The organism is Stenotrophomonas sp., from assembly GCF_032066555.1.
In the GTDB taxonomy this organism is placed as follows: domain Bacteria; phylum Pseudomonadota; class Gammaproteobacteria; order Xanthomonadales; family Xanthomonadaceae; genus Stenotrophomonas.
In genome coordinates this window covers 52595-74734 of the sequence record NZ_DAMBKV010000002.1, presented here as the reverse complement: position 1 = coordinate 74734, position 22140 = coordinate 52595, and the positions used below count along the sequence as shown (strand labels likewise).

The 22140-nt window shown below is 64.8% G+C and carries 28 protein-coding genes; 20 read left to right on the top strand and 8 right to left on the bottom strand.

Features of this window, described 5'->3' with window-relative positions; translation table 11 throughout:
* Positions 1–133: 133 nt before the first annotated feature.
* Genes RT131_RS03640 through RT131_RS03630 form a run of 3 tightly spaced genes read right to left on the bottom strand, consistent with a single transcriptional unit; the run spans position 134 to position 1983 of the window.
* Entirely contained in the window at positions 134–442 is a 309-nt protein-coding gene (locus tag RT131_RS03640) for an EF-hand domain-containing protein (RefSeq protein ID WP_313170363.1), read from the bottom strand.
* Complete coding sequence (gene murA / locus RT131_RS03635; RefSeq protein WP_313170361.1) at positions 439–1713, bottom strand: UDP-N-acetylglucosamine 1-carboxyvinyltransferase; 1275 nt, start codon at positions 1711–1713, stop codon at positions 439–441. Before murA ends, RT131_RS03640 begins: the two co-directional genes overlap by 4 nt.
* A 39-nt stretch (positions 1714–1752) precedes the next feature.
* Complete coding sequence (locus tag RT131_RS03630) at positions 1753–1983, bottom strand: BolA family protein (RefSeq protein ID WP_313170360.1); 231 nt, start codon at positions 1981–1983, stop codon at positions 1753–1755.
* A gap of 52 nt (positions 1984–2035) precedes the next feature.
* On the opposite strand from RT131_RS03630, the gene RT131_RS03625 reads away from it, so the two are divergent.
* From RT131_RS03625 to RT131_RS03555, 15 genes are all read left to right on the top strand, one after another.
* Positions 2036–3037, top strand: a complete 1002-nt coding sequence (locus RT131_RS03625) for a KpsF/GutQ family sugar-phosphate isomerase (protein WP_313170358.1) — start codon at positions 2036–2038, stop codon at positions 3035–3037.
* 62 nt (positions 3038–3099) lie between these two features.
* Positions 3100–3645, top strand: a complete 546-nt coding sequence (locus RT131_RS03620) for an HAD hydrolase family protein (protein ID WP_313170356.1) — start codon at positions 3100–3102, stop codon at positions 3643–3645.
* Positions 3645–4211, top strand: a complete 567-nt coding sequence (lptC, locus tag RT131_RS03615; protein ID WP_313170355.1) for an LPS export ABC transporter periplasmic protein LptC — start codon at positions 3645–3647, stop codon at positions 4209–4211. Before RT131_RS03620 ends, lptC begins: the two co-directional genes overlap by 1 nt.
* The gene (gene lptA, locus RT131_RS03610; RefSeq protein WP_313170354.1) at positions 4189–4725 is read left to right on the top strand and encodes a lipopolysaccharide transport periplasmic protein LptA; all 537 of its coding nucleotides are present in this window, start codon (positions 4189–4191) and stop codon (positions 4723–4725) included. The genes lptC and lptA overlap by 23 nt, the downstream gene beginning before the upstream one ends.
* Positions 4725–5444, top strand: coding sequence for an LPS export ABC transporter ATP-binding protein (gene lptB, locus RT131_RS03605; RefSeq protein WP_313170352.1), 720 nt, complete (start codon positions 4725–4727; stop codon positions 5442–5444). The genes lptA and lptB overlap by 1 nt, the downstream gene beginning before the upstream one ends.
* A gap of 41 nt (positions 5445–5485) precedes the next feature.
* Complete coding sequence (locus RT131_RS03600; RefSeq protein WP_313170350.1) at positions 5486–6919, top strand: RNA polymerase factor sigma-54; 1434 nt, start codon at positions 5486–5488, stop codon at positions 6917–6919.
* Between the two features lie 59 nt (positions 6920–6978).
* Positions 6979–7293 carry a ribosome-associated translation inhibitor RaiA gene (gene raiA / locus RT131_RS03595; protein ID WP_057628895.1) on the top strand — a complete coding sequence of 105 codons (315 nt, stop codon included), beginning with the start codon at positions 6979–6981 and terminating at the stop codon, positions 7291–7293.
* A gap of 25 nt (positions 7294–7318) precedes the next feature.
* Entirely contained in the window at positions 7319–7771 is a 453-nt protein-coding gene (locus tag RT131_RS03590; RefSeq protein ID WP_313170347.1) for a PTS sugar transporter subunit IIA, read from the top strand.
* A complete protein-coding gene (hprK, locus tag RT131_RS03585) occupies positions 7768–8718 on the top strand; it encodes an HPr(Ser) kinase/phosphatase (RefSeq protein ID WP_313170345.1) in 951 nt (316 codons plus the stop codon). Before RT131_RS03590 ends, hprK begins: the two co-directional genes overlap by 4 nt.
* Positions 8715–9593, top strand: coding sequence for an RNase adapter RapZ (gene rapZ, locus RT131_RS03580; protein WP_313170343.1), 879 nt, complete (start codon positions 8715–8717; stop codon positions 9591–9593). The genes hprK and rapZ overlap by 4 nt, the downstream gene beginning before the upstream one ends.
* 98 nt (positions 9594–9691) lie before the next feature.
* A complete protein-coding gene (locus RT131_RS03575; RefSeq protein WP_313170341.1) occupies positions 9692–10084 on the top strand; it encodes a PTS fructose IIA subunit family protein in 393 nt (130 codons plus the stop codon).
* The gene (locus RT131_RS03570) at positions 10077–10346 is read left to right on the top strand and encodes an HPr family phosphocarrier protein (protein ID WP_313170340.1); all 270 of its coding nucleotides are present in this window, start codon (positions 10077–10079) and stop codon (positions 10344–10346) included. Before RT131_RS03575 ends, RT131_RS03570 begins: the two co-directional genes overlap by 8 nt.
* Positions 10347–10395: 49 nt before the next feature.
* Complete coding sequence (gene ptsP / locus RT131_RS03565; RefSeq protein ID WP_313170338.1) at positions 10396–12114, top strand: phosphoenolpyruvate--protein phosphotransferase; 1719 nt, start codon at positions 10396–10398, stop codon at positions 12112–12114.
* A gap of 116 nt (positions 12115–12230) precedes the next feature.
* Positions 12231–13592 (top strand): magnesium transporter, encoded by a 1362-nt coding sequence (mgtE, locus tag RT131_RS03560; protein ID WP_303749141.1) that lies wholly within the window; start codon positions 12231–12233, stop codon positions 13590–13592.
* Positions 13593–13709: 117 nt separating this feature from the next.
* Positions 13710–13973: a hypothetical protein gene (locus RT131_RS03555; protein ID WP_313170335.1), complete on the top strand. Its 264-nt coding sequence runs from the start codon at positions 13710–13712 to the stop codon at positions 13971–13973.
* A gap of 408 nt (positions 13974–14381) precedes the next feature.
* On the opposite strand, the gene RT131_RS03550 is transcribed toward RT131_RS03555, so the two are convergent.
* From RT131_RS03550 to RT131_RS03540, 3 genes are read right to left on the bottom strand one after another with little or no spacing between them, the layout of a single operon-like run.
* A complete protein-coding gene (locus RT131_RS03550) occupies positions 14382–15332 on the bottom strand; it encodes an aspartate carbamoyltransferase catalytic subunit (protein WP_313170333.1) in 951 nt (316 codons plus the stop codon).
* Positions 15333–15349: 17 nt separating this feature from the next.
* Complete coding sequence (ruvX, locus tag RT131_RS03545) at positions 15350–15802, bottom strand: Holliday junction resolvase RuvX (RefSeq protein ID WP_313170331.1); 453 nt, start codon at positions 15800–15802, stop codon at positions 15350–15352.
* Positions 15803–15809: 7 nt separating this feature from the next.
* A complete protein-coding gene (locus tag RT131_RS03540; protein ID WP_313170329.1) occupies positions 15810–16376 on the bottom strand; it encodes a YqgE/AlgH family protein in 567 nt (188 codons plus the stop codon).
* A 77-nt stretch (positions 16377–16453) separates the two neighbouring features.
* Between RT131_RS03540 and RT131_RS03535 the strand changes: the two genes are divergently transcribed.
* Both RT131_RS03535 and RT131_RS03530 read left to right on the top strand, forming a co-directional pair.
* Positions 16454–16990 carry a DNA-3-methyladenine glycosylase I gene (locus tag RT131_RS03535; protein WP_313170327.1) on the top strand — a complete coding sequence of 179 codons (537 nt, stop codon included), beginning with the start codon at positions 16454–16456 and terminating at the stop codon, positions 16988–16990.
* A gap of 250 nt (positions 16991–17240) precedes the next feature.
* A complete protein-coding gene (locus RT131_RS03530) occupies positions 17241–17387 on the top strand; it encodes a hypothetical protein (RefSeq protein WP_313170325.1) in 147 nt (48 codons plus the stop codon).
* Between the two features lie 51 nt (positions 17388–17438).
* Here the strand turns inward: RT131_RS03530 and RT131_RS03525 are convergent, their stop codons facing one another.
* Positions 17439–18569, bottom strand: coding sequence for a PilT/PilU family type 4a pilus ATPase (locus RT131_RS03525; protein ID WP_313170323.1), 1131 nt, complete (start codon positions 18567–18569; stop codon positions 17439–17441).
* Between the two features lie 112 nt (positions 18570–18681).
* On the bottom strand, positions 18682–19719 hold the full coding sequence (locus RT131_RS03520; protein ID WP_313170321.1) for a type IV pilus twitching motility protein PilT: 1038 nt from the start codon (positions 19717–19719) through the stop codon (positions 18682–18684).
* Positions 19720–19805: 86 nt separating this feature from the next.
* Between RT131_RS03520 and RT131_RS03515 the strand changes: the two genes are divergently transcribed.
* From RT131_RS03515 to RT131_RS03505, 3 genes are all read left to right on the top strand, one after another.
* A complete protein-coding gene (locus RT131_RS03515) occupies positions 19806–20477 on the top strand; it encodes a YggS family pyridoxal phosphate-dependent enzyme (RefSeq protein WP_313170319.1) in 672 nt (223 codons plus the stop codon).
* A gap of 19 nt (positions 20478–20496) precedes the next feature.
* A complete protein-coding gene (gene proC / locus RT131_RS03510; protein WP_313170318.1) occupies positions 20497–21354 on the top strand; it encodes a pyrroline-5-carboxylate reductase in 858 nt (285 codons plus the stop codon).
* 176 nt (positions 21355–21530) lie between these two features.
* Positions 21531–21992, top strand: coding sequence for a DUF4426 domain-containing protein (locus tag RT131_RS03505; RefSeq protein WP_313170316.1), 462 nt, complete (start codon positions 21531–21533; stop codon positions 21990–21992).
* The last annotated feature ends 148 nt before the right edge of the window (positions 21993–22140 follow it).

Sequence of the window (22140 nt, the reverse complement as noted above, 5' to 3'; positions counted from 1 at the left end):
ACACCAGCACATCTGCGATCTGATGGATCATCAGCTTCGCGGCTTACGCCGCTCCTACAAAAAAAGAGGCGCCCGTTTGAGGGCGCCTCGGTAATGCTTCTGCCGAGCATGTCTCGGCACTACGGCGTTGCACTTACTCCGCCGCCGGCTTCTTGAACACCGTGCGGCAATCGCGGCGAAACTCTTCGCCGCTCTTGCGCCAGATGAAGCTGCGGCACTGGCGATCGCCTTCCTCGCTGTCCTTCACCTGCACCGCATAGAAGGCCTGCAGGAACTCGTCGCGACTGACCTGGCCATCGCCATTCCAGTCCATCTGCTCCTTCTCCACGCCCTGGGTGATGGCCACACCGCTGTACCAGCCCCAGCCCAACCAGGCCAGGGCCAGCAGCACCAGGGCCAGCAGTGCCTTGCGACGCGGGGTGAACCGGCCCCTGAGGATCATGCGATCCGCCGCACGTTGGCACCCAGCCCACTGAGCTTTTCCTCAATGTTCTCGTAGCCACGATCAAGGTGGTAGATGCGGTCGATGCTGGTTTCATCAGCTGCCACCAGACCGGCCAGGATCAGGCAGGCCGACGCACGCAGATCGGTCGCCATCACCGGCGCGCCGCTGAGCTTCTCAACACCGCGGATGATGGCGGTATGGCCTTCGATCTGGATATCCGCGCCCAGCCGCAACAGCTCGTTGACGTGCATGAAGCGGTTCTCGAAGATGGTTTCCTTGATCACGCCAACGCCATCGGCCACGCAGTTCATCGCCATGAACTGGGCCTGCATGTCGGTCGGGAAAGCAGGGTGCGGCGCGGTGGTGATGTTCACCGCCTTGGGCCGCTTGCCGTGCATGTCCAGGGTGATGCTGTCCTCGGTGGTGCTGATCTCGGCACCGGCTTCGGTCAGCTTGTGCAGCACCGCATCCATCGTATCCGGACGCGCATTGCGCACCGTGACGCGCCCGCCACTCATCGCCGCCGCCACCAGGAAGGTGCCGGTTTCGATGCGATCAGGCAGCACTGCGTGACGGCCGCCATGCAGGCGCTCCACGCCCTCCACGACCAGCCGTGCGGTGCCGATGCCTTCGATCTTCGCGCCGAGTGCGATCAGACAATGCGCCAGGTCGGCCACTTCCGGCTCCATCGCGGCGTTCTCCAGCACCGTGGTGCCTTCGGCCAGCACGGCAGCCATCAGTACGTTCTCGGTGCCGGTGACGCTGACCATGTCGAAGGTGTAACGGCCGCCCTTCAGGCGTCCATCGACGTGGGCCTTGATGAAGCCGTTCTCCACGCTGATCTCCGCACCCAAGGCCTGCAGGCCCTTGATGTGCTGGTCGACCGGACGCGAGCCGATGGCGCAACCGCCCGGCAGCGACACTTCGGCCTTGCCGAACTTGGCCAGCAACGGACCCAGCACCAGGATCGAGGCGCGCATGGTCTTGACCAGTTCATATGGCGCGACGTGCTGATCGACGGTGCGCGGATCCACCACCACCGCGCTGCCGCGCGACAACGTGCCCTGGTCGATGGTGACCTTGGCGCCCAGCTCACCGAGCAGCTTCACGGTGGTGATCACGTCGTGCAGATGCGGCACGTTGGTGATTTCCACCGGCGCATCGGCCAGCAAGGTGGCGCACAGGATCGGCAGGACGGCGTTCTTGGCGCCGGAGATATGAACCTCACCGTTCAGCGCTTTGCCGCCGGTGACTACGATTTTTGCCATGGATTTAAGGCCGGTATAGGGAAAAGAGAGTGCGCCGGCTCAGCCGGCTTCACCCGGAGTAAGGGTTTTCAGCGCCAGCGCGTGGATGGCGCCGCCCATCAGGTCGCCCAGCGTCGCATACACCATGCGGTGGCGCGCCAATGGCATCTTGCCGGCGAATGCCTCGCAGATCACCGTGGCCTCGAAGTGCACCCCGTCGTCGCCCTGCACGTCGGCGCGGGCGCCCGGCAGGCCGGCTTCGATCAGATTTCGGATGGTCTCGGCGTCCAAAGCGCTTTCCTAATAAAATGAACCCCCATTCTACTATCCGAGTGGCATCCGTATGGCTGCTTCCCCGCTTTCCCTGGCTACATTGCGCGACGCCGACCTGGTGGCCAGTGGTCACCGTGTATTCGAGATCGAGCGCGACGAACTGGACCGGGTGGGCGGCCGCATCGGTACCGAATTCGCCGCCGCCTGCCGCCTGGTACTGGCCTCGCGCGGCCGCGTGGTCACCACCGGCATGGGCAAATCCGGGCATATCGCGCGCAAGATCGCCGCAACCCTGGCCTCGACCGGCACCCCATCGTTCTATGTGCACCCGGGCGAAGCCGGGCACGGCGATCTGGGCATGATCACCGAAGATGACGTGGTATTGGCGCTCTCCTATTCCGGCGAATCGGATGAAGTACTGACCCTGCTGCCCGTCTTCAAGCGCCAGGGCAACCCACTGATTTCCATGACTGGCAGGCCCCAGTCCAGCCTGGCGCTGGCCGCCGACGTGCATCTGGACGTGAACGTCGACCACGAGGCCTGCCCGCTCGCGCTGGCCCCGACCTCCAGCACCACCGCCTCGCTGGCGATGGGCGATGCGCTGGCCGTGGCCTTGCTGGACGCGCGCGGCTTCACCGCCGACGATTTCGCCCGCTCGCACCCGGCCGGCAGCCTGGGCCGGCGCCTGCTGCTGCACATCACCGATGTGATGCATGCCGGCGACGACCTGCCCTGCGTCAGTGACGACGCCAGCCTCAGCCAGGCGCTGATGGAAATGAGCCGCAAGCGTCTGGGCATGACTGCCGTGGTCGATGCGCAGGGCAAGCTGGTTGGCCTGTTCACCGATGGCGACCTGCGCCGCGCCCTGGACACCGACCTGGACGTGCGCACCGCCAGCATCGCCCAGGTGATGACCCGCAACCCGCGCACCATCGGTGCCGACCAGCTTGCGGCCGAAGCCGCGCGCCTGCTGGAAACCCACAAGATCAATGGCTTGATCGTGGTCGACGGCGACAATCACCCCGTCGGCGCCCTGAACATTCATGACCTGTTGCGGGCAAAAGTCGTCTGAACCCCGCACAATCAACGGCCTCGGGCCAACGCCCGACCTGCCGCAACGGATACTGCCTGCCCATGCCCTACTCGCCGCTCGCGCTTTTCCCCGCCAACCTGCACGCCACCGCCGGCAGCATCCGCCTGGCCTGCTTTGACGTGGACGGCACCCTGACCGACGGTCGCCTGTTCTACGACCACGCCGGCAACGAGAGCAAGGCGTATTACGTGCAGGACGGCCTGGGCCTGAAACTGCTGCAGCAGCATGGCATCCACCCGGTGCTGATCACCGCCCGCAACAGCCTGTCGGCGCAGCGCCGCGGCGCCGACCTGGGCATCGACACCCAGATCGCGGTGGGCGACAAGCTGGCCAGCGTACGCGCGCTGTGCGAACAGCACGGCATCGGCCTGGACCAGGTTGCCTTCATGGGCGATGACCTGCCCGACCTGGCACCGCTGTGTGCGGTCGGCCTGGCGGTGGCACCGGCCGATGCCCATCCCTGGATCGCCGAACGCGTGCACTGGCAGACCCGTGCCCAGGGCGGGCGTGGCGCGGCGCGCGAGCTGTGTGACGTACTGCTGGCCGCGCAAGGCAAGCTGGACGCTGTACTGGCGAGGTTTTCCTGATGAGCTGGCGCTCGCTTCTTGGTATTGGCCTGTTGCTGGCAGCACTCCTCACCGGCTGGTCGGCATGGCGCAACCGCGCCAGCACCGCCCCCACCGCGATCGAAGAAGGCAGCACCGACTTCACCCTGACCGATTTTGAAATCGTCACCCTGGACAAGGAAGGCCACGAGTCGGTGACCCTGCGCGCGCCCTCGATGGCGCGCAACCGCGCCGACCAGACCTCGACCATCAGCAAGCCCCTGTTCCTGTTGCCCGATGCCGCCGGACAGCACTGGGAACTGCGCGCCGATACCGGCTGGGTCAGCCCCAAGGGCGAGGAATTGCGCCTGCGCGGCAGTGTTGCCGGCGACAGCCCCAATGATGGCAGGACGCCTCCCACTACTTTCCGCACCGATGCGCTGGACGTGCTGACCGAGCAGAATCTGGCGCGCACCGATGGCCGCGTCACGGTGACCCGGCCGGGCCTCACCCAGACCGGTGTCGGCTTCCGTGCCAACCTCAAATCCCAGCAGTATTCTCTCCTTTCCCAGGTCAAGACCCGCTATGAACCCAATGCTGCCCGCTAAGCTCGCGTCGATCACCCTGCTCGCCGCCCTGCTCGCACCCGGCATGGCGTGGGCCAAGTCGTCCGATCGCAACCAGGCGATGACCATCGATTCGACCAACAGCGACTGCAACATGGTCGGTGACAATGGCAAGTGCCGTTTCAGCGGCAATGTGGTCATCACCCAAGGCACGCTGGAAATCCATGCCGATACCGCCGACGTCATCCAGAAGAACGGCGAAACCGAGCGCGTCGTACTGACCGGCAAGCAGGCCACGCTGAAGCAGCAGATGGACGACAACACCTGGATGAATGCCCGCGCCGACAACCTGGATTACAACGTCGCCACCGAAGTCATCGTGCTCACCGGCAACTACAAGGTTGAATCCGAGCGCGGCACCAACGCCGGCCAGCGCATGGTCTACAACACCCGCAGCGGCGCGATGCAGAGCGGTGGCGACGGCACCCGCGTGCGCACCGTGATCCAGCCCAAGAACAAGGCGCCGGCAGCAGCGGCGTCGGGAGACAACAAGTAATGCTCGTTGCCCAAGGCCTGCGCAAGCGCTACAAGAGCCGCGAAGTCGTCAAGAACTTCGGGCTGACCCTGGATGCCGGCGAAGTGGTCGGCGTGCTCGGCCCCAACGGTGCCGGCAAGACCACCTGTTTCTACATGATCGTCGGCCTGGTCGCCGCCGATGCCGGCAGCATCGTGCTGGACGGCAAGGACATCACCTCCGAGCCGATGTACGAGCGCGCCAAGCTGGGCGTGGGTTACCTGCCGCAGGAGCCGTCGGTGTTCCGCAAGCTCAGCGTGGCCGACAACATCCGCCTGGTGCTGGAACTGCGCGAGGACCTGGACAATGCCGGCCGCGAACGCGAACTGTCCTCGCTGCTGGAAGAACTGCAGATCAGCCATGTGGCCGATCAGACCGGTGCAAGCCTGTCCGGCGGCGAACGCCGTCGCTGCGAAATCGCCCGCGCGCTGGCAGCCAAGCCACGCCTGATCCTGCTCGACGAACCGTTTGCCGGCGTCGACCCGATCTCGGTCGGCGAGATCCAGCGCATCGTGACCCACCTCAAGCAACGCGGCATCGGTGTCCTGATCACCGATCACAATGTGCGCGAAACCTTGGGAATCTGCGACCGTGCGTATATCCTCGCTGAGGGCAGCGTACTGGCGCAGGGGGCACCGGAAGAATTGCTGGCCAATACCGATGTGCGCCGTGTCTACCTCGGGGACGCCTTCACCCTCTGAGTCGCAGCGCCACGTCGTGCCCCTACCCGAACGGAACAGGCATGAAAGCTCGGCTGCAGACATCGATGGGACAGAGCCTGGTGATGACGCCGCAGTTGCGTCAGGCCATACGGCTGCTGCAGATGTCCAGCACCGAGCTGGAGCTGGAACTCACCGAAGCAGTGGAAACCAATCCACTGCTGGAATGGGCGGAAAACACCGAAACCAACGACGGCGATGATGCGCCGACGAGCAGCGCCAACGACGATGCCCCGATTGATCCCGCACAAGGCGACATCAATGCCGAGGGCGAAGACTGGGACGGCGGCGATGAAGACTGGAGCAGCGCGCGCTCCGGTTCATTCGACGATGAGGGTGACAACGGCGAGCGCGAGCAGGCCGAAGATGGCGACACCCTCGCCGATCATCTGCTGTGGCAACTGCACCTGACCCATCTTGGCCCCGTCGATCGCGCCATCGGCGTGGCCTTGATCGATGCCCTGGATGAAGACGGCTACCTGCGCGAGCCGCTGTCGACAATCTCGCAGACCCTGCTGCCGGAAATCCACGCCGACGAAGACGAGATCATGGCGGTGCTGCGCCAGATCCAGCGCTTCGATCCAGCGGGCGTTGGCGCGCGCAGCCTGGGCGAATGCCTGCGCCTGCAGCTGGACGTGCTGCCCTGCCAAACCCCTGCCCTGGCCTTGGCCCGCCGCATCGCCGATGGCCCACTGGAGCGCCTGCCGCGCGCCGGCATTGCCGGCATCGCCCAGGAACTCAAGCAGCCTGCCGCCGACGTGGAAGAAGCCGTGCAGTTGCTGCGCTCGCTGGACCCGCGCCCTGGCAAGCAACTGGGACAGATGACCTCGGACACCTATGTCGTGCCCGATTGCGTGGTCTGGCGCCAGCGCGGCATCTGGCGCTGCGCGCTGGCCGGTCATGCCGGCCCCAGGGTCGTCATCAATCGCGGTTACGAACAATTGATCCGTCGCTGCGGTGACGCCGACGCCAGCTATCTGCGTGCACAGCTGCAGGAAGCGCGCTGGCTGCTGAAAAGCCTGGAAGCCCGTGGTGAAACCCTGCTGCGCGTGGTCAACAGCCTGCTGCACCACCAGGCCGGCTTCCTGGAATTCGGCGAACAGGCCCTGCGTCCGCTAACGCTGCGTGAAATCGCCGCCGAGCTGGAACTGCACGAATCCACCATTTCGCGCGCCATCGCCCGCAAGTACGTGCGTACCCCGCGCGGTACCCTGCCGCTGCGCGCCTTCTTCGCCTCCGGCATTGATACCGAAGGCGGCGGCGAGGCTTCCAGCACCGCCATCCAGTCGATGATCCGCAACCTGATCGATGCGGAAAACCCGCGCAAACCGCTTTCTGACGCCAAGCTGGCTGAAATGCTCAAAACCAGTGGCATACCGGTAGCGCGCCGCACCGTTGCGAAGTATCGTGAGGCCATGAACATCTGTGCCTCTCACGAACGCGTCCGCATCGTCTGAAGCATTCGTTGGGCAGCGCAGGGTTCATCTAGGCAACCCCGAACCACAGGAGGAATCCGATGCGTATCGAGACGTATGGCCAGCAAGTTGAAGTCACGCCTGCCCTGAAGGAATACGTGGAAACAAAGCTGGAACGGCTGGGTCGGCACTTCGACCAGCACTGCGAAGTCCGCGTCCAGTTGTCCACCCGCAAGCCTGACTACCTCGTCGTCGCCACGGTGAATCTACCCGGGCGCACCCTGCACGCCGATGCCGCTGCAACCACCATGTACGCAGCCATCGACGTCTTGGCCGACAAGCTCGACCGACTGGTCATAAAGCACAAGGAAAAGCATCTTCCCCACGCATCGCATGCTCTGCGCGACAATGGCTGATCTTTATACCCAGCCGTAAGCCAACATGCCGTTGACCGACCTGATGGCGGCCGTGAGTACCCAGGTACTTGCGGCCGCTGATCGTGACAGCACCCTGATTGCCGCCTCCCGCCTGCTTGCCTGCCGCGAGGCCGGCGCGGACAGCCTGTTCCTGAGCCTGCGCGAACGCGAGAGCGTCGGCAGCACCGCCATCGGCCATGGCATCGCCATTCCCCACGGACGCTCGGACACCTTGCAGGAACCCCGCGGCGCCCTGCTCCGTCTGCAGGAGCCCGTCGATTTCGGCGGTGATGAACCGGTGGACCTGGTCTTCGCGATGGCCGTGCCCGCCCATTACACCCATCAACACCTGATGCTGCTGTCCGAGCTGGCGGAGATCTTTTCCGACGCCGACATCCGCCAGGCGCTGCGCGTGGCCCCCGACGCACAGACCCTCAGGAACATCATCATCAACCCGCAACAGGCGCGCAGCGGATGAATACCAGCATCACCGCCCAGGAACTCTTCGACCAGCAGCGCGAGAAACTCGACCTGCGCTGGGTTGCCGGCCATGCCGGTGCGCAACGCGAACTGGAGGCGGGCAATACCGTCTCGCGGCGGCCCTCGCTGGCCGGCTACCTCAACACCATCTACCCGAACAAAGTGCAGATCCTCGGCACCGAGGAACTGACCTGGCTGGATTCACTGGACGCACGCCAGCGCTGGGAAGTGATCGAGCGCATCATCCAGGCGCGACCGCTGGCGCTGGTCATCACCAAAAGCCATGGCTGCCCGGAGGACCTGCGCTCGGCCGCGGACGAATCGCAGACCCCGTTGTGGGTATCGCCGCGCCGCGGCCACGAACTGCTCAACCACCTCAGCTACCACCTGGCCCGCACGCTGGCGCCACGGGTCATCCTGCATGGCGTATTCATGGAGATCTACTCCATTGGCGTACTGATCACCGGCGAGGCCGGCTCAGGCAAGAGCGAACTGGCCTTGGAGCTGCTCTCTCGCGGTCATCGGCTGGTCGCCGACGACGCCCCCGAATTCACCCAGATCGCCCCCGACGTGCTCGATGGCACCTGCCCCGAACTGCTGCAGGATCTGCTGGAGGTGCGCGGGCTGGGCGTGCTGAACGTGCGCCAGATGTTCGGTGACACGTCTGTAAAGAAGAACAAGTACCTTCGCCTCATCGTCCACCTGACCAAGCCGATGACCGAACCCAGCAGTTATGGCTATGAGCGCCTGACCGGCGATTCGGGCAAACGCCACGTACTGGACCTGGACGTGCCGCTGATCACCCTGCCGGTGATGCCTGGTCGCAACCTCGCGGTGCTGACCGAGGCCGCCACCCGCCTGCACATCCTGCGCACCAAGGGCATCGATCCGGCGGCGATGTTCATCGCCCGCCATAGCAACCTGCTGGAGCAACGTAGTCCATGAGTTCACACCCTGCATCGGTATTGATCATCGTCAGCGGCCTGTCCGGTTCGGGCAAATCGGTGGCGTTGAAGACCTTTGAAGACCTGGACTACTACTGTTCGGACAACATCCCGGTCAACCTGCTGCCGGAGTTCGTGCGCGGCGTGCTCGGCGAACGCGAGGAAAACCGACCGCAGCGACTGGTTGTCGGCATCGACGTACGCGGCCGCAGCGACCTGAGCCAACTGGCGGCCTGGCGCAAGACTGCGCTGGACTACGGCATTGAAGCGCGTCTGCTGTTCTTCGAAGCCGATGACGACACCCTGCTGGCGCGCTATGCCGATACCCGCCGCCGCCATCCGCTCAGCCATCTGGGCCTGTCCCTGCCCGAAGCCATCAGCCGCGAGCGCGAACTGACCGCGCCGCTGCGCCGCGAGGCCGATGCCATCATCGACACCACCCGCCTCAACGTGCACCAGCTGCGGCGCCGTGTCATCACCGATTTCGCACTCAGCCACGAGAGCAAGTTGTCGCTGCTGTTCGAATCCTTCGCCTACAAACGCGGCGTGCCCGCCGAAGCCGATTTCGTCTTCGATGCACGGGTGCTGCCCAATCCGCATTGGGACCCGGAACTGCGCTCACTGACCGGGCGCGACCGCGAAGTCCGCGAATACCTGGACGCCCAGCCCGAGGTGGTGCGCTACGTCAGCCAGTTGCAGGACCTGCTCGACACCTGGCTGCCCAAACTGGGCAGCGAAACCCGCAGCTATGTCACCGTGGCCTTCGGTTGCACCGGCGGCAAGCACCGTTCGGTCTATCTGGCCGAACGACTGGCCCGGCATGCCCGCGAGCAGGGCTGGCAGGACGTGGCCACCTTCCATCGCGAGCAGGATTGAACACGCGCCTGCGCAATCACCGCGCATGCCCTGAATGGCACACAGAAGACAGATTTAAGCGCTATCGCGGACTTGGCCTGACCTGTTAACGTTCAGGGATGACCTGCGGCATTCTCCTAGTAACTCATACCGGTGTCGGCACTTCCCTGCTGGAAGTGACGACCGCCTTGTTGCGGCAACTGCCGCTGAAGACAGAAGCGTTCGAAGTGCCTTTCGACGCCGACCTGGATGCCCTGCTGCCCGCCGCCTCGGCGGCGATGCGGCGGGTGGAAGGCGAAGGCGGCGTGTTGATACTGACCGATCTGTATGGCGCCAGCCCGAGCAATCTCGCCGGCAAGCTGGCCCGCCTGGGCACCCCGACCCGGCGTGTATCGGGATTGAGTCTGGCGATGTTGCTGCGGGTAATGAACTATCCGGAACAGGGATTGGACCAACTGCCCGCCACTGCGGCGGCGGGCGCTCGCAACGGAGTCATCACCGACGATGCTTGAAAAAGAACTCATTGTTTCCAACCGGCTGGGCCTGCATGCCCGCGCCACCGCCAAACTGGTGCAGGTGCTGTCGGCCTTCCGCGCCAATGCCACGCTGGTGGCCAAGGGCCGCGAGGTCAACGCCAAGAGCATCATGGGCGTGATGTTGCTGGCTGCCGCACAAGGCACGCCGGTCACGGTACGCGTGGATGGCGAGGACGAGGCTGCCGCGCTGGAGGCCGTCACCGCCCTGTTCGAGCGCCGTTTCGACGAGGACAACTGATGGCGCAGGCCGCGCCCGCTGGTGCAGCCCTTGCGTGGAGCCGGCAGCGGTGACCCGTTTACTGGGCCTGCCTGCTTCCCGTGGCACCGCGCTGGGCCGTGCCCGCGTCCGCCTGCCGCACGTGCAGGATATTGGTGAAAAGCGTGTCGCCGCCGCCGCGGTCGAGCACGAACTGGAACGCCTGCACCGCGCCACCGATGCCGCGCGCCAGGAAATGCGTGAACTGCGTACCCGCCTGCAGGGCGCCTTGCCGGCGGAAGTGGGCGAGTTCCTCGACCTGCACGCCATGTTGCTGGACGACCCCGAACTGCTGACCGCCTTGGACGAGCTGGTGCGCAGCAAGCGTTACAGCGCCAGCCATGCCCTGCGCATCCAGCGCGACCGCCTGGCGCAGGTATTCGAAGGCATGGAAGATGCCTACCTGAAGAGCCGGATGGACGACCTGGACCACGTGATCGGCCGCATCCAGTCCTTCCTGCACAAGCGCAACACCACCATGAAGGGGCTGGCCGGCGAAATCCTGGTCTGCGAGAACGTTGCTCCCTCGGAACTGGCGCAGCTGCAATCGCAAGGCGTGGTCGGCATCGTCAGCAGCGCTGGCAGCGTGCTCTCGCACAGCGCCATCCTCGCCCGCAGCCTGCACATGCCGTTGGTGGTGGCCGCCAGCGCGGTATTGCAGAAAGTCAGCGATGGCGACGTGCTGATCCTGGATGGCGGCAGCGGCGAGATCGTGGTCGACCCGGGCCCGAGCGAGCTGCGCCAGTACCGCGAGCGCCAACGCGAGCTGGCCCGCGAACAACGCGAACTCGGCCGCCTACGGGCAAAGCCCACGCGCACCCTGGATGGCGTGGAAATCACCTTGCTGGCCAATGCCGAGTCGCATGACGACGTCGCCCAGGCACATGCACTGGGTGCCCGCGGCCTGGGCCTGTACCGCACCGAATTCCTGTTCATGCAGCGCAACCAGCTGCCGGACGAAGAAGAACAGTTCCGCGTCTACCGCGACACCGTGCTGGGCATGAGCGGGCGCCCTGTCACCATCCGCACCCTGGACCTGGGCGCGGACAAGGCCGACCGCACCGGTCTGGTACTCAGCAGCGAAGAAAACCCGGCGCTGGGCCTGCGTGGCGTACGCCTGTCGCTGGCCCGGCCCAAGGTCTCCGACACCCAGCTGCGGGCGATCCTGCGCGCCTCCGGCTACGGCCCGCTGCGCATCCTGGTACCGATGCTGACCACCCGTGAGGAAATCATGGCAGTGCGTCGGCGACTGTCGCGGCTGGCCGCGACCCTGCGCAATGACGGCCACGAAGTGGCCGAGAACATCCCGGTCGGGGCGATGATCGAGGTTCCTGCAGCGGCGATCGCGCTGGAGACCTTCATCGACCAGGTCGACTTCCTGTCGATAGGCACCAATGACCTGGTCCAGTACCTGCTGGCCGCCGATCGCAACAACGACGCCGTGGCCGAGTTGTACTCGCCGCTGCATCCGGCGGTGCTGCGGTTGCTGTGGCAGGTGATCGACACCGCGCAGCGGCATGCCACGCCGGTCGCGGTCTGCGGTGAAATGGCCGGTGACGCGCATATGACAGCCTTGCTGCTAGCCTTGGGCCTGACCGAGTTCAGCCTGCACCCGGCCACCTTGCTGGAGGTGCGACGCGCCATCCGTGAGGTGGACCTGAGCGCATTGCGCCTGCAGGCCCCGCAGTTGTTGGCTGCACGCGACCGCCGCGGCATTGAACGCTGGATCGCCGGCGTCGCCGGAAACTGATTCCGGTAACACCGGTTATATGCAAGCCCGCGCATCGCACGTGATAATGGCGGGCTAAACACGCCGATGGCGCCTGCCGCCACGGACAGCGGCCATCACCATACCGGGAGCTGCGCATGGCCGAAGCCGTACGCCACGACAAGACTGCACGCCAGCTGCGCCTGCTTTCCGATGCACTGGACAGCGGCCGCCTGGGGCCGGTGCGCCGCCTGGTCAACACCTTGTCGCCGGCCGAGATCGGCAACCTGCTCGAATCGCTGCCACCGGGCAAGCGCGAAGTGGTGTGGGGCCTGGTCGATGCCGAGGACGACGGCGAGGTGCTGGTGCATGTCGGCGAAGACGTGCGCGAAAGCCTGCTGGCCGACATGGACGCGGACGAAATCATCGCCGCGGTCGAAGACCTGGACATCGACGACCTTGCTGACCTGGTCGAGGACCTGCCCGACACCGTCATCGACGAAGTGCTCAAGTCGATGGACCGCGAGAACCGCGAGCGGCTCGAGCAGGTACTGTCCTATCCGGAGGACACCGCCGGCCGCCTGATGAACCCGGACGTGGTCACCGTGCGCGCCGACGTCAACGTCGACGTGGTGCTGCGCTACCTGCGCCTGCGTGGCGAGCTTCCCGACCACACCGATCACCTGTTCGTGGTCAGCCGTCGCCACCAGTACCTAGGCCGGTTGTCACTGGCCTCGCTGGTCACCCACGAAGACACCACCCCGATCAACCGCCTGATCGACGACGAACAGCCGGCCATCGATGTCGGCGAAAGCGCCGACGAAGTGGCCCGCCAATTCTCCGACCATGACTGGGTCTCGGCACCGGTGGTGGATGACAACAACATCCTGATCGGCCGCATCACCATCGATGACGTGGTCGACATCATCCGCGGCCAGGCCGATCACCAGGCCCTGGGCGCGGCCGGTCTGGACGAGGACGAAGACCTGTTCAGCCCGGTCTGGCGCGCCATGCGCCGGCGCCTGATGTGGTTGTCCGTGAACCTGTGCACGGCCTTCCTCGCCTCCAGCGTGGTCGGTCATTTCGAAGGCACCATCGACAAGCTGGTGGCGCTGGCCGTGTTGATGCCGATCGTCGCCGGCCTCGGCGGCAATGCCGGCACCCAGGTGCTGGCGCTGATGATCCGCGGTCTCGCACTTGGTCAGGTGGGTGCCTCCAATGCGCGCACCCTGCTGTGGAAAGAACTGCGTGTGGCCCTGCTCAATGGCGTGGTGCTGGGCACCGTGCTCGGCCTGATCGTATTGGCGTGGTTCCATATGCCGGGACTGTCGCTGGTGATCGCCATCGCACTGACCTTCAACCTGCTGTTTGCCGCATCGGCCGGCGTGCTGGTGCCGCTGACGCTGAAGCGGCTGGGTTTCGACCCGGCCCTGGCCAGCGGCATCTTCCTGACCGCAGTGACAGATTCGATGGGCTTTTTCACCTTCCTCGGACTTGCCACGCTGGTGCTGCTGCACTGATCGCGGCACCGTGGCCCGGGTAAGCGCCAGCGCACCCGAAGCTTTCCGCGAAGAACTCCCGGGTGCGCTCACGCTTACCCGGGCTACACTTCCCCGCCCTTGTTTCAGGCCCTGCCCATGACCATCACCGTCAACGACTACTACCAGACCGGCTGGCGCGAGGACGTGCACAACTGCCCCGCCTGCGAATGGAGAGGCAGCTCACGGCAGATGGAAATGGAGCTGCACGACGAGCAGACCGAATACGCCTGCCCCGAATGCGAGTACCCGCTACTGGTAGTGCAACACCCGGACCTGGCCCAGGTGCAGGCCGCCGCCGCAGCCGGCAATGAAGAAGCGCAGCAGCAGCTGGCAATCCTGGCGATGGCGCCGCGCAACTAAACACACGCCACCACACCGTAGTGCCGAGCCATGCTCGGCAGGGGCTCTACCGGTAATGCCCCAGCGCAGCAACGTAGTGCCGAGCCATGCTCGGCAGAGGCTTTCCCGGTAAGGCCCCAGCACCGCAACGTAGTGCCGAGCCATGCTCGGCAGAGGCTTTCCCGGTAACGCCCCAACGCAGCAACGTAGTGCCGAGCCATGCTCGGCAGGGGCTCTACCGGCAATGCCCCAGCCGAGCATGGCTCGGCTCTACAGTGGGGCATCACGCAATCCCAATCGCCTTGTGGGAGCGCCGTAAGCCGCGAAGTTGATACTGCTTGAAAGCCATAGAGCTACCCCTCCCCAGCCCTCCCCTACGCCTTCGGCGCAAGGGAGGGAGGCAGGCAGGCAGCGGCAGCCTCACCAATCTCAACCCAGCAGGGTTTCCAGCACCGCCATGCGCACGGCCACGCCATTGGCAACCTGGCGCAACACCCACGACTGCGGGCCATCAGCCACTTCGTCAGTGACTTCCACGCCGCGGTTGATCGGGCCCGGGTGCAGCACCGCTGCGTCCTTGGCCGCGCGCTTCAGGCGCTCGTTGTTGAGACCATACTGCGCGTGGTACTGCTCCAGCGACGGCACCAGACCTTCTTCCATGCGCTCGCGCTGCAGGCGCAGCATCATCAGCGCGTCGACACCTTCCAGCATCGCATCGAAATCCTGCCCGACCACGCAGCCATCCAGGATTCCATCCTCCGGCAACAGCGACTGCGGGCCACAGACCCGGATCTCGCCCACGCCCAGCGTGCGCATCGCCTGCAGATCGGTACGGGCCACGCGCGAATGCTTCACGTCGCCAACGATCACCACTTTGAGCTTGGAGAAATCACTGCCCTTGGCCTGGCGCAGGGTCAGCATGTCGAGCAGCCCTTGGGTCGGGTGCGCGCTGCGGCCATCACCGGCATTGATCAGGGCCGTATCTTCACCGGCAGCGCCTGCCAGTTCAGCCACCGCGCCATCGTCCGGGTGGCGCACGATGAAACCGCGCACGCCCATCGCTTCCAGGTTCTTCAGCGTGTCGCAGGCGGTTTCGCCCTTGCGCGTGGAAGAGGTGGACGCATCGAAATTCAATACATCCGCCCCCAGCCGCTGCGCCGCCAGCTGGAACGAGCTGCGGGTGCGGGTGGAGGGTTCGAAGAACAGCGTGCAGACGCCGGTGCCGGCGAGCACCGCGCGCTTGTTGTTGATACGACCGACCGCGGCATCGCGGATCTGGCCGGCGCGGTCGAGCAGCTGCAGCAGGGTCTCACGCGGCAACCCATCCAGGGTCAGCAGGTGGCGCAGGCGTCCTTGGGCATCAAGTTGCGAAGCGGTCATGGCAGGGTCTTCGACAGTCAGGAAATAGGGGTGGCTTCGTGCGGCGCCGACAACCAGCGCTCGATGATGACGGCAGCAGCAACCGCGTCGAGGTTGGCGGCATCGCGGCGGCGCTTGCGGCCTTCGGCACGCTCCACCGCAAAGCGCTGCGCGGCCTCGACCGAGCTGGAGCGCTCATCCACCAGCAGTACCGGCACCTTGTAGCGCTGCTGCAACTGCCTGGCGAAGGCGTGCGCGCGCTTGCGGTTGGGCTGGTCTTCGCCTTCCAGCGTGAGCGGATCGCCGACGATCATGCCTTGTGGCCGCCATTCCTTGTGCAGGCGGTCCAGCGCGTTCCAGTCCGGACCATTGCCGTGCACATCGACTACCGCAATGGCGCGCGCGCCGACACCCAGCGAACTGCCGATGGCCACGCCGATGCGGCGCGAGCCGACATCGAAGCCCAGCACCGTGCTGCTGGTGGAAAGCATGCTGGCCTCAGGCACGACCGCTGTATCCGGTGACCAGGAACAGATCGACACCGATGCGCGAGCCGGCAAGCTGCCAGCGCTCGTCCAAGGGGGTTTCAAACAATACGGTGGCATCGGCCGGCACGGTCAGCCAGCTGTTGTCCGCCAGCTCCTGCTCCAGTTGCCCTTCGCCCCAACCGGCGCAACCGAGCGTGACCAGCGCATTGCGCGGACCGTCGCCACGGGCCATGGCCTCGAGGATGTCGCGGGAGGTCGTGAGATACAGACCATCAGCCACTTTCAGGCTGGAATCCCATGCCCTGGCATCGTCATGGATGACGAAACCGCGCTCGGTGTGCACAGGACCACCGTTGAGCACCGGTACGGCGCGCAGGTCGCCATCGTCGGTATCGATCTCCATCTGTGCGAACACGTCGCCCAAGGTGAAATCGGAGGCCTGGTTGACCAGCACGCCCATGGCACCGTTGCCATCGTGCTGGCAGATCAAGGCCACACTGCGGGCGAACAATGGGTCGACAAGTGATGGCAATGCCACCAGCAGGTGGTTGGACAGAGGGGGTGACAGCGCAGACATGTCTGCATTCTAACGGCTGCGGCCGCCCACCGCTGCGCAGCGGCGATAATCCAGGCTTCCCTGATGCGGAGATGCCGATGACCTACTACTGTGATTTCGCCCCGGGCCACCCCGTACATGGGCCGTACCACGAGCACGAGTATGGTTTCCCGCAGCGGGATGAACGCGAGCTTTTCGAGCGCCTGCTGCTGGAAATCAACCAGGCCGGATTGAGTTGGGAAACCATCCTGCGCAAGCGCGAAGGCTTCCGCAGCGCCTACAGTGGCTTTGATGTGGACGCGGTGGCTGCCTATGGCGAGGCGGATATCGCCCGCCTGCTGGCCGATGCCAGCATCATCCGCAACCGGCTCAAGGTGGCTGCGGCGATCCACAACGCGCAGGTGATCCAGGGGCTGCGCGCCTCGCATGGCGGCTTTGCGCAATGGCTGGACGCGCATCACCCCTTGAGCAAGGCCGACTGGGTGAAGCTGTTCAAGAAGACCTTCCGGTTTACCGGCGGCGAGATCACCGGTGAATTCCTGATGAGCCTGGGCTATCTGCCTGGCGCGCACCGGGAGGATTGCCCGGTAATGGTGAAGATTGCAGCGATTGGGCCGGCTTGGATGGGGCGGTAAAGCTTCGAGGTATGCGGGAGCTTGGGCTGAGGGCCAAGGCCAGAGCCAAAGCCAAAGCCAAAGCCAAAGCCAGAGCACCCCTCCCCGGCCCTCCCCTTCGCTACGCGAAAGGGAGGGGGAAGAGCGGCCTCCGCCAAGACCTCGGCTTTCGCTTTGGCTTTGGCTTTGGCTTTCGCTTTGGCTCGGCCTTGGCCCCTCCCTTTCGCACAGCGAAGGGGAGGGTTCGGGAGGGGTGCTCTTGATCTTGATCTTGATCTTGATCTTGATCCTGACCTTGACCTTGATCCTGACCTTGATCCTGACCTTGATCCTGACCTTGACCTTGATCCTGACCTTGATCCTGACCTTGATCCTGACCTTGATCCTGCTCCAACCCTCGCCCCTGCCCCACCCTTAAAAAAAGCCGCCCACGAAGGAGCGGCTTTTCAAATCATCCAATCCGCCAGACTCAGCGAACCTCGGCAATCTCCACGCCATCCAGACCCTGCGACAAGGTCTTGGCATCACCGCCCTGCGACAGCTTGATGCGCAGGCGCACCTCGTTCTGCGAATCGGCATACCGCAAAGCGTCGTCGTAACTGATCTCACCGGCCTGGTACAGCTCGAACAGGCTCTGGTCGAAGGTCTTCATGCCCAGCTGCACCGAATCCTTCATCACTTCCTTGAGCTTGTGCACTTCACCGTCACGGATGTAGTCCTGCACCAGCGGCGTGCCCAGCAGGATTTCCATCGCCACGCGGCGGCCCTTGCCGTCCGGGGTCGGCACCAGCTGCTGCGCGACCACGCCCTTCAGGTTCAACGACAAGTCCATCAGCAGCTGGTTGCGCCGGTCTTCCGGGAAGAAGTTGATGATGCGGTCCATCGCCTGGTTGGCGTTGTTGGCGTGCAGGGTGGCCAGCACCAGGTGACCGGTTTCGGCGAATGCCACCGCGTGATCCATGCCCTCGCGGGTACGGATTTCGCCGATCATGATCACGTCCGGGGCCTGGCGCAGGGTGTTCTTCAGCGCCGCCTCCCAGCTGTCGGTATCGATGCCCACTTCACGCTGGGTGACGATGCAGCCCTCGTGCTTGTGCACGAATTCGATCGGGTCCTCGATGGTGATGATGTGACCGGTCGAGTTCTGGTTGCGATAGCCGATCATCGCTGCCAGCGAGGTCGACTTGCCGGTACCGGTGGCGCCGACGAACAGGATGATGCCGCGCTTGGTCATCGCCAGCGTCTTGATCACCGGCGGCAGGCTCAGCTCTTCCACGGTGGGAATGCGCGTCTCGATACGACGCAGCACCATGCCCACCTGGTTGCGCTGGTAGAAGCAGCTGACACGGAAACGACCGACGCCGGATACACCAATGGCGAAGTTGCATTCGTGGGTTTTTTCGAATTCCTCGCGCTGGGCCGGCGTCATCACGTTGAGCACCATGTCGCGGCTTTGCTGCGCCGTCAGTGGTGTCTGGGTGATCGGCGACAGCTTGCCGTTGACCTTCATCGACGGCGGCATGCCGGCGGTGATGAACAGGTCGGACGCCTTCTGGTGCGCCATCAGCTTGAGGAACGAGGTGAAATCAATAGTGCTCATGTCTGGCTCCCGATGGAGAGCCGGGACAGGGCGTGGGATGACTCCACGGCGCCCCGTCGATTCCGGCTTTTGCGAATCCCGAATTCCGAATCTCTAATCCCGAAACCTGGAATTACTCGAACAGACGCTTGTCCTTGGCGTATTCCTTGGCCTGGTTGCGGGTGATCAGGCTGCGCTTGACCAGATCCTGCAGATTCTGGTCCAGGGTCTGCATGCCCACCTGCTGGCCGGTCTGGATGGCAGAGTACATCTGCGCCACCTTGTCTTCACGGATAAGGTTACGGATTGCCGGGGTTGCCACCATGATCTCGTGCGAGGCAATACGGCCACCGCCCACGCGCTTGAGCAGTGCCTGCGAAATCACCGCACGCAGCGACTCGGACAGCATCGAGCGCACCATCGGCTTTTCGCCGGCCGGGAACACGTCGATGATACGGTCGATGGTCTTGGCGGCCGAGCTGGTATGCAGGGTGCCGAACACCAGGTGGCCGGTTTCCGCCGCGGTCAACGCCAGGCGGATGGTCTCAAGGTCACGCAATTCGCCGACCAGGATGATGTCCGGGTCTTCACGCAAGGCCGAGCGCAGGGCTTCGTTGAAACCGTGCGTGTCGCGGTGCACTTCGCGCTGGTTGATCAGGCACTTCTGCGAGGTGTGCACGAATTCGATCGGGTCCTCGACGGTGAGGATGTGGCCGTATTCGTTCTTGTTGATGTGGTCGATCATCGCCGCCAGCGTGGTCGACTTGCCCGAACCGGTCGGACCGGTAACCAGGATCAGACCCTGCGGCTGCTCGATCAACTCACGGAAGATCGGCGGGCAGGCCAGGTCTTCCAGCGTCAGCACTTCCGAGGGAATGGTACGGAACACCGCACCGGCACCGCGGTTCTGGTTGAAGGCATTGACACGGAAGCGTGCCAGCGAGGGAATCTCGAACGAGAAGTCGACCTCGAGGAACTCTTCGTAATCGCGCCGCTGCTTGTCCGACATGATGTCGTACACCAGCGCGTGCACTTGTTTGTGGTCCAGCGCCGGGATGTTGATGCGGCGGACGTCACCGTCCACGCGGATCATCGGCGGCAGGCCGGCGGAAAGGTGTAAGTCCGAGGCCTTGTTCTTGACCGAGAACGCCAATAGTTCAGCGATATCCATACGCGCTCTGTCCCCTGCGTTGCGAGTATCTGTAAGGTGTTTCCCCTGGCGGGCAGTATAGCCTTCCCACGTAAGAGGTTGATGTTTTGCAAACCGTGTCTTTGGCCACCCTTCTGCAGCAGATCGACGCTGCTTCCAGCCCCTCCCGGGCCGTCCGCCTGCTGGCCGTTTCCAAGCTGCAGCCGGCCGCTGCGGTGGCCGCACTGGCCGCCCAAGGACAGCGCGCCTTTGGTGAAAACTATGTGCAGGAGGCTGCCGCCAAGATAGGCGAGCTGGCCGAACTGGGCCTGGAATGGCACCTGATCGGCCACCTGCAGTCCAACAAGGCCGAACTGGCCGCCCAGATCTTCGACTGGGTGCAGACCGTGGACCGGGCCAAGCTGGTCACCGCCCTGGCCAAGGGCCGCCCGTCCGCTCTGCCCCCCCTCAACGTGCTGATCCAGGTCAACATCGACGATGAAGACAGCAAGCACGGCTGCGCCCCGGAGCAGGTAACCGCGTTGGCTGAGGCCATCGCCAGCGAACCCCGGCTGTGCCTTCGCGGGTTGATGGCGATCCCGGCGCCCTTCCCGGAGACCGCCAAGCGCCAGGCCGCGTTCGCACGGATGCAGGCCTTGTTTGCCGGCCTGTCCGCGCGGCACCCGCAGGTAGATACACTTTCGATGGGCATGAGCAGTGATTTTGCCGAGGCCATCGCCGCCGGCTCGACCATGGTCCGGGTCGGCACCGCCTTGTTCGGCCAACGCCCTTCCCCTTGATCGCACCGAGATTGGATTGATGACCAGCCCGCACGCCGACCTTCCCGACACCCAGCTCCCCGACACCGACATCGCCTTCATCGGCGGCGGCAACATGGCCCGCAGCCTGATCGCCGGCTTGCTGCGACGCGGCATGGCGGCTACCCGCATCCATGTGGCCGAGCCGGTCGCCGCCCTGCGCGAGGCACTGGCGCAGGACTTCGGCGTCCACACCTACGACGCCGCCGAGGCCGCCGCAGGCCATGCCGGATTGTGGTTGATGGCGGTCAAGCCGCAGGTGATGCGCACGGTCTGCGAGGCCCTACGCCCCATCGCTGCTGCCCGGCAACCGGTGGTTGCCTCGATCGCCGCTGGCATCACTGCCGCGCAGCTGGAACGCTGGCTGGGCGGCAACCAGGCCATCGTCCGCGCCATGCCCAACACACCGGCCCTGCTCGGCGCAGGCGTCACCGGCCTGTTCGCCAACCCGCAGGTGTCCGCCGCGCAGCGCGCGCAGACCGAACAGCTTCTGGCCAGCGCCGGCCGCACCGTCTGGATCGACGACGAAGCACGGATGGACGCGGTGACCGCGGTCTCCGGCAGCGGCCCGGCCTATGTCTTCCTGCTGGCCGAGGCGATGGAGGCCGCGGCCCTCGAACAAGGCCTACCCGCCGAAGCGGCACGCACGCTGGTGCTGGAAACCGTGCTCGGCGCCGCGCGCATGCTGACCGAAGCCGGCGAAGCCCCGGCCGAACTGCGCCGCCGTGTCACCTCGCCGGGCGGCACCACCCAGGCAGCCATCGAAACCTTCCAGGCCGGCGGCTTTGAAGCGCTGACGGCGAAGGCCATCGATGCCGCAGCGAAGCGTGGCAAGGAACTGTCTGCTGCGAACGATTGATCTAGGTTTCTTTCGCGCATGCATGATCGAGCCCTCGTAGATATCTGCCTCTAATAGCCCCTCCCCCCTTGCGGGAGAGGGGTTGGGGAGAGGGGAGCAAGGCGAAGCCTTGTAGCTTCCAAGCAATCTTGAAGCCTCCCACCCATCAACAAACACCGCAGCCCAGGAGCTCCACCATGCACCGGCTCGCCCTAACGCTGTCCTCCACCCTGCTACTGACCCTCGCCGCCTGCTCCGCGCAACAAGCCCCGCGCGCAGCTGTCATCCAGCAATCGCAGCCCAGCCATGCAGACCTCGGCAAGCTGCGCGTGCACTACAACCTGCTGCCGACGCTGGCCATGAACGACGCCGTCGCCCGCAGCTACCAGGTGCAGCGCGAAGCCGACCGCGCACTGCTGGTGGTTGCCCTGCGTCAACTATCGCAAGGCGAAGAACTGCCAGCCGATGGCAGGGTGCAGGCCATCGCCACCGATCTCTCCGGCAAGCGCCAACAGATTGACCTGCGTGCGGTGCGTACCGGCCCCTATACCGATCTGATCGGTGTACTCGACGCGCATCCGCGCGATCAACTGCGCGTGGACCTGCAGATCAGCGCTGACGCTGGTGCGGGAAACGTTCGCTTCGAACGAAATTTCTGAATCCCGCTGAAACAATAAGCATCGTCCTGCCTGCAGTTTCAGCCCTGTATTTCCGGGCAGAAAACGCCTTGGGAAAAGTCCGCATTTCCTTTCCCAATCAATTCGATATGACACTGCCGTGATGTTCACTTCGCGGCCTGCAGTGCGC